Source organism: Namhaeicola litoreus (genome assembly GCF_042679565.1).
In the GTDB taxonomy this organism is placed as follows: domain Bacteria; phylum Bacteroidota; class Bacteroidia; order Flavobacteriales; family Flavobacteriaceae; genus Namhaeicola; species Namhaeicola litoreus.
This window is the reverse complement of sequence record NZ_JBHTMY010000001.1, coordinates 323,027-339,308: the sequence shown is the minus strand read 5'-3', so window position 1 is coordinate 339,308 and position 16,282 is coordinate 323,027. Positions and strand designations below refer to the sequence as shown.

Here is a 16,282-nt window from a genome sequence, read left to right as displayed (position 1 = left end):
TTCTAATTTTGCAATTTCATACATCTTTTCAAAAGAGATCTGCGTTCATCACTTTTACCCAAGCATTTACAAAATCTTTCACAAACTTTTCTTTGCTATCGTCTTGTGCATATACTTCGGCATAGGCTCTGAGTATAGAGTTTGATCCAAACACAAGATCTACACGTGTGGCCGTCCATTTAGTAGCTCCTGTTTTTCTGTCAACAATGTTGTACAAATTATCAGATACCGGTACCCATTTGTATTTCATGTCGGTAAGATTGACAAAAAAATCATTGCTGAGTACACCTACCTTGTCTGTAAAAACACCGTGTTTTGTACCTCCGTGGTTGGTACCCAAAACACGCATACCACCTATCAACGCAGTCATTTCGGGAGCTGTTAAGCCCATGAGTTGGGTTTTGTCCAAAAGCAGTTCTTCGGGTTTTACGACATAGTCTTTTTTCTGCCAGTTTCTGTATCCATCATGAATAGGTTCGAGAACTTCAAAAGATTCAACATCGGTCATTTCCTGCGTGGCATCTCCACGACCAGGAGTAAAGGGGACTTTAATTTTTGATCCGGCATCATGCGCAGCTTTTTCTACAGCAGCAGTACCACCTAAGACGATCAAATCCGCGATACTCACATTTTTCTTTAAGGAAGCCTGAAGTTCAACAAGTTTATCGAGTACTTTTTGTAAACGTTTTGGTTCATTGCCTACCCAATCTTTTTGCGGGCTTAAACGGATACGAGCTCCATTAGCTCCACCTCTATAATCAGAGCTCCTAAATGTTCTGGCGCTATCCCAGGCAGTGTTGATCAATTCGGTTCCGGTTAAACCACAATTGAGCAATTTACTCTTCAGATCTTCAATCTCATCATGGCTAAGTGTATATTTAACCTGTGGAATTGGGTCTTGCCAGATCAAATCTTCTTTTGGCACATCTGGACCGAGGTAACGCGATTTTGGTCCGAGATCTCTATGTGTCAGTTTAAACCAAGCTTTGGCAAAAACAGTGGCGAAATAATCAGGATCTTTATAGAACTTTTCAGATATTTTTCTGTAAGCAGGATCCATTTTCATGGCCATATCTGCATCGGTCATGATAGGATTTCTGCGAACACCCGGAATATGTGCATCAAAAGGCTTGTCTTCTTCTTTTATATTGATCGGTTCCCATTGCCATGCTCCGGCTGGGCTTTTCTTCAATTCCCAGTCGTAATTGAGCAATAAATGAAAATAGGAATGATTCCATTTGTCAGGCGTAGTGGTCCAGGCTCCTTCTAAGCCGCTGGATACCGTATCCTCTGCATTTCCTTTTCCAGTTGGATTCATCCAACCAAATCCTTGTGTTTCCAAGTCAGCAGCTTCAGGTTTTGGCCCTAAAATAGACGCATCACCATTACCATGGGCTTTACCAACGGTATGTCCTCCGGCAGTTAATGCAACTGTTTCTTCATCATTCATTGCCATTCTTTTAAATGTTTCACGTACATCTCTTCCCGTTTTTAAAGGGTCTGGATTACCGTCAACACCTTCCGGATTTACATAAATGAGTCCCATCATAACTGCGGCTAAAGGATTTTCCAGTTCTCTTTCACCTGAATACCTACTTCCTTCGCTTCCAGTAGGAGCTAACCACTCTTTTTCTGCACCCCAGTAAATATCTTTTTCCGGATGCCAGATATCCGCTCGCCCTCCCGCAAATCCATAGGTTTTAAAACCCATAGATTCATAGGCCATATTTCCAGCAAGAATCATCAAATCTGCCCAAGAAAGTTTGTTGCCGTATTTCTTCTTAATCGGCCATAAAAGTCTTCTTGCTTTGTCTAAGTTCACATTGTCTGGCCAACTATTTAGGGGCGCAAAACGTTGGTTTCCGGTATTGCTTCCTCCACGGCCATCTGCGATGCGATAGGTTCCGGCAGCATGCCAGGCCATTCTGATCATTAAGCCTCCATAATGTCCCCAATCCGCAGGCCACCAATCTTGACTTTCAGTCATCAGCTTTTTTAAATCATTTTTAACCGCGTTGAGATCTAATTTTTTAAATTCCTCTGCATAATTAAAATCCTCGCCTAAAGGATTCGTTTTAGTGTCATGTTGGTGTAAAATATCTAAATTTAGTGCATTAGGCCACCAATTCATTACCGTTTTACTTGATTCTGTATTTGCTCCGTGCATCACAGGGCATTTGCCTTTTGAAGAATTGTCCATAGTGTAATATATTGTATTAATGGGGGTTATTAAAATAGTTTTTTAAAGGGTAATAAATTTAATCATTTCCTTGATGATATCAAATTATTACATTGGTCAATTTTCCTGCAACTTATTGTGAAGTAGCAGATAACAAGTCAAACTGAAAATTTGTATTGATTAAAATCTAAAATGAGAAAATCTTTCTAACTCACTCTTCTTTATTCATTTCCATAATTAAATTGGCTATCAAAGCAGTCCACCCTGTTTGATGTGAAGCACCAAGGCCTTTGCCGTTATCACCGTCAAAAAACTCATAAAAAAGGTGTAAATCTTTAAAGTGTTCATTTTTTGAGAAATGCTTGCCTGGGCTATCTGCATGATAATGGAATTTCCCTTCTGAATCGCGTTCAAAAAGCCTAATCAATCTTTTGGTGATTTCATTGGCTATTTGCTTTAAATTAAGTTTGATGCCTGAGCCTGTTGGGAATTCATAGGTGTATTTATCGCCATAAAAAGAGTAATACTTGCGCAAAGACTGAATGATCATGTAATTTATAGGTAACCAGATCGGTCCTCGCCAATTGGAATTACCCCCGAACATACTCGATCGACTTTCTCCTGGCTCATATTGAATTTGATAATTCCCGTGATGTTCAAATATAAAAGGATGTCTTTCGTGATACTTTGATAGAGAGCGAATGCCATAATCCGACAAAAACTCATTTTCATCTAGCAAACGCTTCAACAGATGCTCCAGTCTAAAGCCGCGCATAATGGAAAAAAGATAATTTCCATCAGCATTGGTCTCATCTAAATTGGAAATTAAAGAGGCCAGATCCGGACGAGTTCTAATAATATCGTTCGCTCTAATTTTAAACTCTTTTAATTCTTCGAATAAATCTTTATGCATGATCTCCACGGCAAACATAGGGATGACACCAACCAATGACCTAACTTTTAATCGATCTGTTGCACCTCCCCACATTTCTACGACATCGTAATAGAAATTGTCTTCATCGTCCCATAGAGATAGATCTTTTTTACCAATATGGTGCATGGCCCAGGCTATATTCAAGAAATGCCTGAAGAATTTGGCTGCGGCTTCTTCGTAGATTTTGTTGGTTTTCGATAGCTCCAAAGACATGCGCAACATATTGAGTGCAAATAAGGCCATCCAACTGGTGGCGTCTGCCTGTTGCATTCTTGTAATGCCCTCTGGCATATGGTTGCGGTCGAAAACACCAATATTGTCTAAACCCAAAAAACCTCCTTCAAAAAGGTCTGTTCCGCTTTTGTCTTTTTGGTTTACCCACCAGGTAAAATTGAGGAGTAGTTTCTGAAAAGCTTTTTCCAAAAACTGAATATCTCCTTGCCCGTGGTAGTTTTTATCTTTTTCATAGACACTCCATACCGCCCATGAATGTACAGGAGGATTTACATCACTAAAATTCCATTCGTAGGCAGGAATTTGCCCGTTTGGGTGCATATAATTTTCTCGAAGTACCAATAACAATTGTTCTTTGGCAAAATAGGGGTCTATTTCAACAAAAGAGACCATGTGAAAAGCCAAGTCCCATGCAGCATACCAAGGGTATTCCCATTTGTCGGGCATAGAAATTACATGTCTGTTGGTAAGGTGCTGCCAGCTAAAATTTCTTAAGTATGTGCGATATGGAGCAACCTCACCCGGCTCTCCGAACAACCATTTAAACACATCATAATAATAAAACTGCTTCGTCCATAATAAACCGGAAAAAGCACTTCTGGCAATGAATTGATGATCTTTGGGTAAGTTGGTATCAATGGTTTCGCTGTAAAATTCTTCACATTCTTCAATTCTCTGTGTAAACACGTTTTCAAAATCTCCCCATGGATCTTTTAACGATTTTTTACTCAGTCGCACTCTGACACTTTTTTGCTCACCCGCTTTTAATTTGAATTTATGCCAAATGGCTACTTTTGAACCCTTCTTATCAGGATTTACCGTTGGCATTTTGTTCACTACATGGTCATTGATACCATCTTTTACATAGTCGACCTCATTCGGGATATTATAGATGCGTACATTATTGGTTTCGTTATCGCAAAACAGCTGTTTGCCATCTTCGTGGTACAAATAGTATCTCCCATTTCTTACACTCCGAGATTGCACGCAATCCTCTTTGATGGATTTTATTCCTGGACGATTAAAGCGTTTATTGTGTTTCCAAAAATTTCTAAACCAAAGGTGGGGAAGTACATGAATTTTAGCAGATGTAGACCCTCGATTCACGATGGTGATCTTCATCAGAATATCTTCGGCACCAGCCTTAGCATATTCTATAAAACAATCAAAATAGGCGTTGTTTTTAAAAGTTTCGGTATCTAAAATTTCATATTCGTGTTCTTCTCTGCTGCGCCGGTTATTATTGATGAGATCAGAATAAGGAAATTCATTCTGAGGGTACTTATAAAGATATTTGCAATAAGAATGTGTGGGAGATGAAACCTGATGAAAATAAAGTTCTTTTACATCCTCTCCATGATTGCCTTGGTTATTGGTAAGTCCGAATAAACGTTCTTTTAAAATCGAGTCTTTACCGTTCCAAAATGCCGGAGCCAAACACATAATCTCTCTTGAATCACAAAAACCGGCAATACCTTCTTCCCCCCAGCGGTAAGCATTGCTTCGTGCATTTTCGTGGGTCACAAAATCCCAGGCACCGCCATGGATGCTGTAATCTTCTCTTACAGTGCCCCATTGCCTTTCAGCTAAATAAGGGCCCCATTTTTTCCATTTACTATAAGTTTTTGATTCTGATAGTCTTTCTACCTCTGCCGTTTTTTTAATCATATACTAAAGAGTCATCATTGGTGTAAAGATAAGGTACACCAAACATTCATTTATACCGTGACTAAAATAAAAATAAGATTTTGACTAAAGTGCAGTAATCTGAAAAGTAATACAACATTGTATTCGAAAATATTTTTAATAAAAACTAACTTTAAAAGATACAAAGTCAGGATTATTCTTGACTCTGATCCTTTTTTATTGATTACCCTTCAAGCTTGTGTCTATTTGCAGAACTAATTCTTTAGCTTCCTGTTTTACTTTTTCAAAATAGCGTATCATTCCTTCTCTACGCATATAATTTTCCTTGATAAAATTCCTGCCTTCAATACTAGTGACAAAATCAAACAGAATATTGTCTTGATCTTTTGCTTTGGGAAGCATGGGAAAATCTTTTAAATTGATTTCCAATTTTGACCGAATAATTTGATTGATATTGTTTTCAAGGGCAAAAAGTTTCTCTTCTTCATTAAATGCATCAACTAGGTATTTTGTTTCGGTATAATACTTTGTGAGCTTGTTTTGCAAGATAGGAAAACCTGTAAGGTTAGGGTTTTCAGAATTTTGTAATTTATCATAGGTTCGAACTGAAATAGATTGTTGATAATAAGGTCCAAAAAAGACTAACCTCAAGCTATCAGTCTGGTGCTCATGGTATGAAGTCAACAAAAGAGCCCAAGATTCAATTTGAATCTGACGTTTTAACATACCGGTTACGTAATTAGACTCAAGGGTATCTCGCACAAGATCTTTTTTGAACTCTTGAAGTAGGGCCTTAGACTTTAGGTTCTCTTTTCTTTTTTCATTCCAGTTATTGATCTGCAGCGCAATTAAAATACCTATGACCACAAGTATAATTTCTCCAATGGCATAAAGGAAATACTTACTCAATCTGTTCGTTTTTGAGGAAGTTCTGTTTTGATATATTAGTTGCTCTCGTATTTTTCTAAAAAACTTAATCATTTTATTTTTTTCTCCAAAGTTTAAAGTTCATCGACTTTTTGTTCGTCAACACTGTAGGTTGGTATTAAATGCATGTCTCAGTTCATTTCCATAGTATAGATACCAATCAACAATTCTATCGCTAAGGTAATCATAAACGTCATCTTCAATATAAGGTTGTCTTTGATGACTTAATTTATCTAATTCTCGATTTATTTGTTTAATCATTTCTTTATCAAAAATATGTTCATCGGATAATTTTTCCTTTAAATATTTTAGGAAAGCTTTGTGGCACTTTTTATAAAAATTACCATTTCCATTCCTTTGCGCTTCATCTCTTAGTTTTTCCAGGGCTCTTAATAATTCACCTTGAACATATTCTGCTTGTCCTGATTTAGGCACAAAATTCTCCCAAATGTATTTGGCTTGCTCTACATATTCTTTTTGCGGCATTTTTTGAGCGTTAGAATAATTTATAGAAGTAAATAATAGAATACAGGATAATATTTTCTTCATTTTCTATTTAAAAATTTATTGAGGATTATTTTTCTTGAACAAATTTCTGCTATTTCGTTGCAGTAGTATTTTGTAGGTAATTACAGCAACCGTCCTTGGCGTTAGAAGCACACATGGTCAAGTATTTCTCTTTTAATCGATAAGCAATTTATCTGTCATTTTCATTAGTCTGCATATCCCGATGAAGCCATTATTTTTTTAATTGGATTACTTAACCAATTTATAAAGTATTAATCCTGCCAAAAAAAACCAAATCAAAACAATCATTATCGCTGAAAACTGTCCCAACTTTTTATTCAAAGTAACCTCATTATTTACGCTGTCCCTGCAATCATTCAATACTTCTTCAGGAATGAATTTAAGAGATAAAAGAATCAGGAGTGGGAGAATGATCAAATCATCAATAAAACCAATAACAGGAATAAAATCTGGAATTAAGTCTATTGGGCTTAAAGCATAACCTATCGTTATACCTATCAAGAGCTTAGCTAAGATTGGTGTTCTTTCGTCCTTTATGGCCAATGATAATACAAGAATCTCTTTTTTAATTTGTTTGGCACTCCTTTTTATTTTCTCAAGAATTCTCATTGTAATGCTAAGCCTTGTAAATTATTTTCATACAATTGGGTTGAAAAACATGGTTTTTGACCAAGGACTTTATTTGGTTCTAGCTTTTAATGATTGATTTTTAGTGAAGACTAATAACTTTTGTGATTAGCCACTTATCGTTTTCATTCTTCCAGACAATAATGAATTTAACGGGTTGAGATATCGCATTTGGTTCTTCATTGTTGTAAAATTTATGAAACCCAATCTCAACCGCACCATAATCTTTGATGGGATAAACCTCAATACTTCCTTCCATCAAGGTTCGAGTTACTTTTCCACAAATATTTTTTTTAATGGAAGAAAGAATTTCTTGTTATGACGTAGTTAAACCACCTTTGTCATGAAAAAATTCCAGGTTTTCAGAATAAAGTGATTCTTGCTTTTGCATATCACAAGTATTGTACGCGTCAAAATATTCTTTGTCTTTCGCAAGAATAAGGTCATACAATTCTTGATCCGGAGGCTCATACTTAGGTATAGGGTTTTCATAGATCGCAATTTGAGCATTGCCAAATTGACAAACTATTAGCAAGGTAAGAATAGCGATAAATTTAGATTTTAGAATGTTCATGTTATTTTTTTTTGATTCGAATAGGAAAGGTTATTTAGTTTTGGATTTTTGACTATTCAATGATATAGGATGGATACTGTTTGTATCCTCCATGATAAATAAATTGAGTTGCTTATCACACATTTTAATTGCTTTAACACCATGTATTTGAAAGAAAGTGCCTATTTATTTTCGTTTAAATAATTTTACAATATTTTTCCCCAATTCGTCAAGTTTTTCAATTGGTTCTTTTAAAGAGGGGTTATTCAAGTCTATTGTCTCATTATCATTAATTCCAATTTGCATGGGATATATGAGTATACAACTATTTAATTTGAAATGTTTATTAATGTATTTTGGGATGTTTGCCATATTTTCATCGTAGGATGGCTTATTTATCCTGCTTAATACAATGATTAAATTATCATCTATTTTAATGTCACGCGATATATTTAAGAATTCATTCCAATCATCAAAAAGTTTAAAATCTATTAAAATAGGCTGTTTTGAAACGATAGTCTTTATTAAATGGATGGTTGTCTCATTTGCATATAAAACAATTTTTGAACCTGTATTTTTAGAGATGTTCCAAATTTTGGAAAGCCAAAAGGAAAAACCTATCACTTTTTCTGCATTTGGAGGTACTATGATAATATGTCTTTTTATAGTTGAAATGGGTTGTACAGGTTTATAGATAAAAGTAGTGGTGTTACATTTTGACAAGATACCTTCCGATAATTTTCCCAGAAATGATTCAGAAATTTCTTTTTTAAGATGTAGGCCTAAGATCAGATCTGTTATATTTTGCTCTTTAACTACCCCTGTAATTCCATTGGAAATATTCATGTCATACCGCAGTAATTTATTTAATTGAATATCGGTAGCTGCGGCTGTCATTACAGCTTTTTCAAGCATTTTTTTGGATTTTAATTCGGTATTTGTATCAATAAGATCATTATTGATAACATTGAGGGCGAATAATCGGTTTTTATTATCCTTTGATTTAATGATGGTGCTTAAGTTTATTAATTCTTCGATCGTATCAGGATTACTTATAGGTATCAATATTCTTTCATCGTAATCAATATTTTCGATAATTGAGGATTCATTTAATGAAATATTTTTTCCGCCTTTCTGTGCTGCAAAGGTTGCAATAGTGCAGGTGATCAGAATCATGATAATGGTTCCATTTAAAATACTTTCGTTCAATAACCTAATGGGTTCTCCTGATGCTGTTTCGCCTAGTATGATATTGTGACCTACAATTACAGCAGCAAGTGTTGCTGCAGCCTGCGCATTGCTTAATCCAAAAATCAACCTTCTTTCGTCTATAGAAAACTTAAATGTTTTCTGGGTCAACAAGGCCGCTAAAAATTTAGAGGAAGTTGCAATAATGGTCATCACTGCTGAAACCTTAATGGTTTCAAAATCTTGAATAAATGCGCGGTAATCTACCAGCATTCCCACGCCAATTAGGAAGAAGGGTATAAAAACAGCATTTCCTACAAATTCGACCCTATTCATTAAGGGTGATGTGGCCGGTATTAATCTGTTGAGAGCCAAACCCGATAAAAATGCTCCAATAATAGCTTCAATTCCGGCTGCTTCGGCAAGCACTGCGCCAAGAAAAACCATAGTTAGAACAAAAATGTATTGAGAAGTTTTATCTTCATATCGTTTTAGAAACCACCTTCCTATGATAGGAAATAGAAACATAACGATAAGAACAAATATCAAAATGGACATAGAAAGTCTTATCCAAAATGCAGAATTTACCTCCCCTTTGGTCATTCCCACGATGACAGCTAAGACTAAAAGAGCGAGTGTATCGGTAATCAAGGTGCCACCAACAGTAATGTTAACTGCACGATTTTTGGTCACCCCAAACTTGCTTAATATCGGATATGAAATTAATGTATGGGAGGCATACATACTGGCAACCAATACAGCTGAAAGGATTGACAGATTTAAAATATAAATACTTGACAAGATACCTAAGACCATTGGAATTAAAAAGGTATACAGACCAAAAGTTAAACTTTTTGAACTATTCTTTTTGAATTCTGCTATATCAATTTCCAATCCTGCAAGAAACATAATATACAGTAAACCTGCCGTACCTGATAAGATGATACCACTATCGCGCAAAAGTAAATTAAAGCCATTTGGACCTATAATCGCCCCAGCAATGATAAGACCGAGGATATGCGGTATTTTAAGTTTATTTAAAAGAATTGGTGTAAATAATATCACAACCAGTATGACAAGAAACTTTAAAACCGGATTTGTTAAGGGTAAAGTTGTGTCGATAACACTTAGCAAGATCATATACTGCCAATTTTAGATTTATGATGCAATGATATAAAATGTGGCGGTTAGCCTAAACCCTGTGCTTCGGTTATGCGATGTGCGAGATTCCGCGGTGCTGTATCGTTCCAAGTTTATAGGTTTTGTTATGTAATTACAAGTATAACAAAGTTTTTATTACATGAAACATGGTCTCAACGATACAAACAGTTTTTATTTTTGATATGCACCTGATGAATATGTCAACTCATAACTATGTGTATATATTTCAAATACAATTCCAAAAGGGTCTTCTACATAGACCATTTTAAAAGGTTTTTCATTAGGGTAGTATTCCCTTATCGGCATTCTCTGTTTACCACCGGCTGCAACTATTGTTTTTGTAAGGTTTTCGATGTCAGGATCTTGAACGCAGAAGTGAAAAAGTCCTGTATGAAAAGGATTGAATTCAGGAGCTTCTTTTATTCCATGAGGGAATGAAAAAAGTTCAATTCCAATTCCGTCAGAGGTAGACATATGTGCAATTTCGAATTCTTCCCATTTTTCGCCAAAGACATCAATGCACATTTGTCCGATCGCTGTATCTGTTTCTTTTTTTACCCTAGAAGGCTTCATAATCACATACCACCCCATAACTTCTTGGTAGAACTTTACAGCTTTATGAATATCGGGTACAGTAATTCCAATATGTGAAAATGATCTCGGATATTTAATTTCTTTCATAAGATTGCTTTTTAAGTGTTTGTTTCTGGTTTTATCTAGTGTAATCCCCGAGAATTTTACGAGTAGGAATTAAGCCCAAGTTAAAATTAACGATTTTGGTTTAGCATTAAACAAGTAATCTTCTATAGAGGTTCTAATATTTCCCGTTCAATAAATGCATTATTCGAATTGGCCTTGACGATAAATACATTCGATTTTGCTTTGCAAAATTGTGTTTCGATAATCTAAAGAATTTTATCATTGCCTATTGGTTCATCCCGAGTACTCGGGATGAACCACAAAGGTCTCTATTATGAATTCGTTGTGGAATCATTCACAGGTTATTCCGCTGAGACCTTTGTGCTTTTGTTGTTTTTTTGTGCCCTGTCAAAGCTAAACGCCTGAATCAGCTAACTTTTTGGTATCTACAAATTGTTGAAAAGCAATAATTTTTCCGGAATCATCAAGCGTCCAGAGATGTGCAGCTTGGGCATTGTAGGCCTTTCCAGTGGCTTTTCCTTTTGCGTCATATCTCAGGGTAGCCAAAATTTTGTTGTCATCCATGCCATGAATTTTTATATCCTGCAAACCAAAATATTCGTGGTTATCACCTAGACGCGCAAAAACGCCTTCTAAAATGGCATTTGAACCAATATACGGGTTGCCATCTGCAAGCGAATTACTTTCAGCCTCATTCCATTCGATATCAGGATGCATTTGTCCTAATACAGTTGGCATATCTCCTGTTGAGAACGCCTTGTACAGGGAATCAATAATTTTGATGTTTTCTTTAGTTGTCATGATTTTGAATTTAGTTGATGATTAAAATTTAAATAAGGTACTATTTGTAACTACTTCGGTCTAATTTCGGTATACCGGTTTCCGGTTCAATGATGTCATCTGGAATGAAGTACAAGGTCCTCGTATAGAAAATGCAAACCATTTTCGGCATTGTTTCTATCAGCGCACGGTTTATATTGTTTTATACAAGAGATATAAATATAGCCAAAATTAGCTATGTTTTTTAGGTGCTGCTGGCGGTAGTTTTTGATTAGTTAGGATCATATTTTTTGCCATTGATAAATATTTCTCCTCCCAGTTCTTCTACATCATAGCCTATCCAACGGTTCTTCCTATTTTTCCAGAGCTCCTTGTGCAATTGGGAGGTTATTACTGTATCCTTTGTAATTCCATCTCTTTGAAACATTATTCTTTCCCATCGCTGTGAAGTATATACGTAAACACTATCAGGTGCCATAAAACCTATACTGTCGATTTTCATTTCATTATTCAGCGTTTTTTCAATAATTGCCCAATCCCTTAATGCATATTCTTTTTGCTTTAGTCGAGTAATAATCTCGCCATTTTCGTCATAGATGATAAAATCTTCCGGCATTCCCTTCATGTACGTATCAATATCTTTATTGCTCACCGCTTGAATCATGATATCAATTTCTTTTTGGATGGAATTTTGAATTGATTTTTTCTCCTGCTGGCTTAACTTTTCCGACTTGCCATTTGAATTACAACCGATCAAAAGTAGAATTGATGGAAGTACAAAAAAGAAAATTTCTTTTATTTTGATTATTTTCATGCGTCAATTTTCCTTTTGTAGAAAAGTTTACCTGTCATTAAGAATCCAATAAATACAAACGCGGCAAAAATTAAGCTACTCTTTGCGAATTGCATTGTACCGGATAAGATATGTCCACTCGTGCATCCTCCCGCCATTCTGGCTCCATATATTAAAATGAAACCACCAAGCAAAGCCAAGAGCACCCTTCTTAACTTACTGTTTCCTTTGTATTTTTCCCAATGTTCATAAATGAGTTGGAGTTTGAATTCTTTTTTAAGGAGGGCATAGACTAGCCCTGCAAAAAATGCACCTAAAAGAAAATAAGTTTCCCAGTTACCTGAAGTTTGTATTTGTTTAAAATATTCGTTCTCCGTTAATCCTAAAATAGAATCAGCCAAATACGGGAATGCAGTAGAGGCACCAATAGGCCGGCCAGCTACATTGTCTAAAATCATGACTGCGTTTAATACTCCTAGACCTAGGCCCGCATATAACCAAGTCAAGTTTTGTACCTTATCTCGTCTGTGAACTTGAAATGCCAGGATGATGATACCTATTCCAAAAACAAAGGATATTAGGAAATAAGCAAGAGGGTAGTCACTCATATTCTGGTAGAGGTAGTGGTTGCCGAGGTCTTTATTCATGATTGGCTGTATCATAGGCTTAGTTACAGTAAAAACTGCACCACCAAGCAATCCGCCCAAGGCACCTATCAAAGCATCAATTGACCCTTGTCCCATAGATATGGTCAATGTTCCAGGACAATAACCAAGGATGGCCATACCCACCCCAAACAAAAGGCCACCCCAAAATATGCCACCGAGAATTAAGGGTTTGGTATGATATTCCGCCCATCCCATAAGCACAAAAAGTGAAATGAGTATAACTCCGAGACCAATACCGGCTGCCATGGTTTTAGCTACCCTAAAATCCTCCAGGGTTGACATCCCTGCTATTACCGAGTTTTTGTTTACTTGGGCAATAGCTAGGCAGAGCCCAAATAGGAATCCGAAAAGTATTGTTAATATCATAATGCTGTTTTTTTACCTAGTTGAATTAATTCTGTACCATTCAAAATGAAACCTAAATTCATTCCCAGTCAAAGACTTAATGTAGGTTTCGTTCTTTCAATTCTTTCCTTATAGCTTCATATTTTTTTGGTTTCTTAAGGAAGATATAAATAATAAACAAAGGAATTAAGGTTAGAAACCCCCAAGTGTTCGCAGCAACACTATAAATAGTTATTCCGACTAAAAACCCAATGAGAAATGCATCAATGATAGGCGATGGTTTGTTATTTTTAGCTGCTTCCAAGAGCTCTTTGTCGTTTAATTGAGATAGTTCTTTTTGACTCATGTGGTATGATCTGTCTTTATTTTACCTGCTTTGATTTATATTCTTTACTTTTTTCAGACGGGTTAAAATTAATCACAACGGTTACGGTTATGATTGCGGCGCGATTAAATGTTTGCGTTTGAGCAGCAAGCTGACGAGTTACAATTGTGCCGCGAAAATGCGCTTGCTCACTAGCTTAATTTTATTGATATATTGATATTTCTTCTTTGCAAAATATTCGCTGTATTATAACCAATGTTGAAATGCGTTCTAATTTCTTTTCAGTTCATCTAATGTTTTTCCGTCTTTATTTTTCCATTTGGTCCAACCATTAGTTGAACGTCCTAAAACAACCCCGCCCGCTGTACTTGGTGAATTGAACACGTAATCTTGTGTGAATTCATAATTACCATTGTTTACTATTAGGATTTCATTTTGGATTAATTTTTGTCTTAAGTTGATAAGATATTCATGACAAGATGGAACAGTATCTTTTTTTACTTGAGAACCTTTGAATACAACAAAACCATCGTCAATTAAATCTCCTTCGGCATTAATATCACGACCCTTTAAAAATAGTAACTCTTTTGATGTAATTTGTTCTTTTCCAACTTTGTCAAAAACTGGAAAGCCAAGAGTAGAAAGAAGTATTTTGATTGTGTCAAAACTATCCAATAAATCAGCTTCCATTGATTCAGTTACGAATGGTTTACTTGGAGCTATTTGATTTTCAGTTTCGAATCTGTTTGATTCTTTAGCTTGATCAACTGCAATATGTTCTAAATATTTCGCATGTGATTTAGTGAAAGCATTGATTTTTGAGACCATTACAACAGCATAATTCCAAAATTCCTTTGTTCTGTTATGCTGCTTTAATCTGTCAAGACAATCTTCAGCCTCTCCAATATAAACTATCGGTTTCGCTTTTTCAGCTGATTCTCCAAACAAGAAATAAATTCCAACATTATTCAATTCTGTTCTCGTTGAAATATAGTCAATCTTATTTCTAGGTACCAAAACCGCTTTTACAACTCGGTTTGTTATTTCGGCAATTTTTACACTTCTTGGTGAGCCATCTGGCAAAAAAATCTGTATCGTTTGTGGTCTATTCATATATTGATTTTGAAATGCAGTAAAACTCCTTACATGCACACTAAAATAATTCTTTCTCAGTTAATTTGTCCGTTAAACGAAGGTAAATATGACCTATCCAGGGTTATCCCCAAATGTTATAAGCCTAAGTTGTTCTGAAAAAATCCCACAATGCGTTGTTTATTTCACCAGTTTTATCGGAGGGTTTTTCCAGGTACCATCAATGGCAGCATCTTTAGGCCAATACAACCGAAGCACTACCCTAAAAGGTCCTTTTGGTGCAGGTAGCCAATTTGATTCTTTATCCTTACCCGGAGAAGCATTTTGTATATAAAAAGTTAAGCCGCCATCTTTATCATATTTGAAATCCGGTAACATAGGCGAGTTAAGTAGATACCTGTTTATGGGATTGGATACAAGCAAACTTGAAGGTAACTCGTACATGGTCAATGACCAAAATGCGTTTACAGGAGGCAGTTCATTTGCCGCAAAATGCAAGGTGTAATTGTTTGAAGTGCCATCCAATGGCTGTCCGTTTTTATCGGTTGAATACATTGGATAAATGGCCTCATGTTCTGAATTGCCAAAAATACCAAGTACAGCACCACCCATGCGATAGAGATAATTGTTTTTTAAATATTCCCTTGTCCCAAAAAGCTTTCCACTCATGATCTCGCCTGTTTCTACTTTTTTCATGAATTGTGCAAAATCAACTGACCAAGCGTCATGTATACCTTCTTCCATTGCCTTCTTTACCTCGGGTGAAAGCGCATTAAAATCCATGGTTTTGCCTGCACCTATGCCGATTTTAGCAAATCGGTTCATCAGTTCTTTTTCTGATGGATCCGTTGGGCAAAATTGTAAAAGGAAGTTTAAAATATTGAAAACTTCCAGAGATACTTTTTGTTCTTCCTGTGAAAGTGGTTGGATAAAATTGATCTCTTTAGCAGCTGCTGGGGCAGCCTCGCCCAAATAGCTTGATAAGGGCTGGACAACATAATTCTTTTGAATTTCAATTACCTTATCGAGGTCGCTGGGGTCAAAAAGTTGCGTCCTGTAAACCGCAAGAACCAATTCAGTCTCAGAAGGGAAGACTTTTGTAACACCATTGGGTGTTTCGCCTTTCCAGTTGGGTCCGGCTACCATAAATACACCACCTTCATTACCGGTAGTTCGGCTACCGATATAATCAAAATTATTCGTATAGGAATTGATTAGCTGTACACTAAAATACCGATTACCCTCAATTTTCGGAATGGTAAGTACCATCGGTTCTGTACGTAAATCTAATCCCACCATTGAATAGGGTGTGTCTGAGTTCGGGGTTTGTACAGCCTTATCATCCGGAGTAAAAACTTTAGGCATGTTCTTCAATTGATTCCAGGGCGCTTTGTATTCTGCATTGCTGGTGTCAATAGAATAGGCATATTGAATGCGGTACATATCTATCATCGGATAGGCATAGATATAAGCATCTTTTGTGATGGCTTTTATCGAATCTAAAGGCAAATTGGTCAAAGAATCGTCGGTTTTTTTAGCTTGATTCTGTTTGCAGGCAGCGAGCGACAATACTGCAAGAGCAACCATCAATAACATAGTTTTAGGTTTCATTGTATATTTATTTTAATATTTTTCCAAACG

15 protein-coding genes are annotated in these 16,282 nt (G+C 36.1%); all 15 read right to left on the bottom strand.

Annotated elements, in window-relative coordinates; genetic code table 11:
• Positions 1 to 28: 28 nt before the first annotated feature.
• Positions 29 to 2,200: a catalase/peroxidase HPI gene (katG, locus tag ACFQ39_RS01550; RefSeq protein ID WP_377175741.1), complete on the bottom strand. Its 2,172-nt coding sequence runs from the start codon at positions 2,198 to 2,200 to the stop codon at positions 29 to 31.
• A gap of 190 nt (positions 2,201 to 2,390) precedes the next feature.
• Positions 2,391 to 5,015 (bottom strand): MGH1-like glycoside hydrolase domain-containing protein, encoded by a 2,625-nt coding sequence (locus ACFQ39_RS01545; RefSeq protein WP_377175739.1) that lies wholly within the window; start codon positions 5,013 to 5,015, stop codon positions 2,391 to 2,393.
• A gap of 195 nt (positions 5,016 to 5,210) precedes the next feature.
• Complete coding sequence (locus ACFQ39_RS01540; protein ID WP_377175738.1) at positions 5,211 to 5,975, bottom strand: DUF6090 family protein; 765 nt, start codon at positions 5,973 to 5,975, stop codon at positions 5,211 to 5,213.
• A 45-nt stretch (positions 5,976 to 6,020) separates the two neighbouring features.
• Positions 6,021 to 6,470 (bottom strand): hypothetical protein, encoded by a 450-nt coding sequence (locus tag ACFQ39_RS01535; protein WP_377175736.1) that lies wholly within the window; start codon positions 6,468 to 6,470, stop codon positions 6,021 to 6,023.
• Positions 6,471 to 6,677: 207 nt separating this feature from the next.
• Positions 6,678 to 7,058, bottom strand: a complete 381-nt coding sequence (locus ACFQ39_RS01530) for a YkvA family protein (protein ID WP_377175735.1) — start codon at positions 7,056 to 7,058, stop codon at positions 6,678 to 6,680.
• A 100-nt stretch (positions 7,059 to 7,158) separates the two neighbouring features.
• Positions 7,159 to 7,386, bottom strand: coding sequence for a DUF4440 domain-containing protein (locus tag ACFQ39_RS01525; RefSeq protein WP_377175864.1), 228 nt, complete (start codon positions 7,384 to 7,386; stop codon positions 7,159 to 7,161).
• 6 nt (positions 7,387 to 7,392) lie between these two features.
• Positions 7,393 to 7,650, bottom strand: coding sequence for a nuclear transport factor 2 family protein (locus ACFQ39_RS01520; protein ID WP_377175733.1), 258 nt, complete (start codon positions 7,648 to 7,650; stop codon positions 7,393 to 7,395).
• A gap of 165 nt (positions 7,651 to 7,815) precedes the next feature.
• Entirely contained in the window at positions 7,816 to 9,957 is a 2,142-nt protein-coding gene (locus tag ACFQ39_RS01515; RefSeq protein WP_377175731.1) for a cation:proton antiporter, read from the bottom strand.
• 192 nt (positions 9,958 to 10,149) lie between these two features.
• A complete protein-coding gene (locus tag ACFQ39_RS01510; RefSeq protein WP_377175729.1) occupies positions 10,150 to 10,659 on the bottom strand; it encodes a lactoylglutathione lyase family protein in 510 nt (169 codons plus the stop codon).
• Between the two features lie 372 nt (positions 10,660 to 11,031).
• Positions 11,032 to 11,439, bottom strand: a complete 408-nt coding sequence (locus tag ACFQ39_RS01505; RefSeq protein WP_377175727.1) for a nuclear transport factor 2 family protein — start codon at positions 11,437 to 11,439, stop codon at positions 11,032 to 11,034.
• A 250-nt stretch (positions 11,440 to 11,689) separates the two neighbouring features.
• Positions 11,690 to 12,232 (bottom strand): hypothetical protein, encoded by a 543-nt coding sequence (locus tag ACFQ39_RS01500; RefSeq protein ID WP_377175725.1) that lies wholly within the window; start codon positions 12,230 to 12,232, stop codon positions 11,690 to 11,692.
• The gene (locus ACFQ39_RS01495; RefSeq protein ID WP_377175723.1) at positions 12,229 to 13,245 is read right to left on the bottom strand and encodes a YeeE/YedE thiosulfate transporter family protein; all 1,017 of its coding nucleotides are present in this window, start codon (positions 13,243 to 13,245) and stop codon (positions 12,229 to 12,231) included. Before ACFQ39_RS01495 ends, ACFQ39_RS01500 begins: the two co-directional genes overlap by 4 nt.
• A gap of 76 nt (positions 13,246 to 13,321) precedes the next feature.
• Complete coding sequence (locus ACFQ39_RS01490) at positions 13,322 to 13,570, bottom strand: hypothetical protein (protein WP_377175721.1); 249 nt, start codon at positions 13,568 to 13,570, stop codon at positions 13,322 to 13,324.
• A 249-nt stretch (positions 13,571 to 13,819) separates the two neighbouring features.
• Positions 13,820 to 14,662: a GIY-YIG nuclease family protein gene (locus tag ACFQ39_RS01485; protein ID WP_377175719.1), complete on the bottom strand. Its 843-nt coding sequence runs from the start codon at positions 14,660 to 14,662 to the stop codon at positions 13,820 to 13,822.
• Positions 14,663 to 14,821: 159 nt separating this feature from the next.
• A complete protein-coding gene (locus tag ACFQ39_RS01480) occupies positions 14,822 to 16,252 on the bottom strand; it encodes a DUF1254 domain-containing protein (protein ID WP_377175717.1) in 1,431 nt (476 codons plus the stop codon).
• Between the last annotated feature and the right edge of the window lie 30 nt (positions 16,253 to 16,282).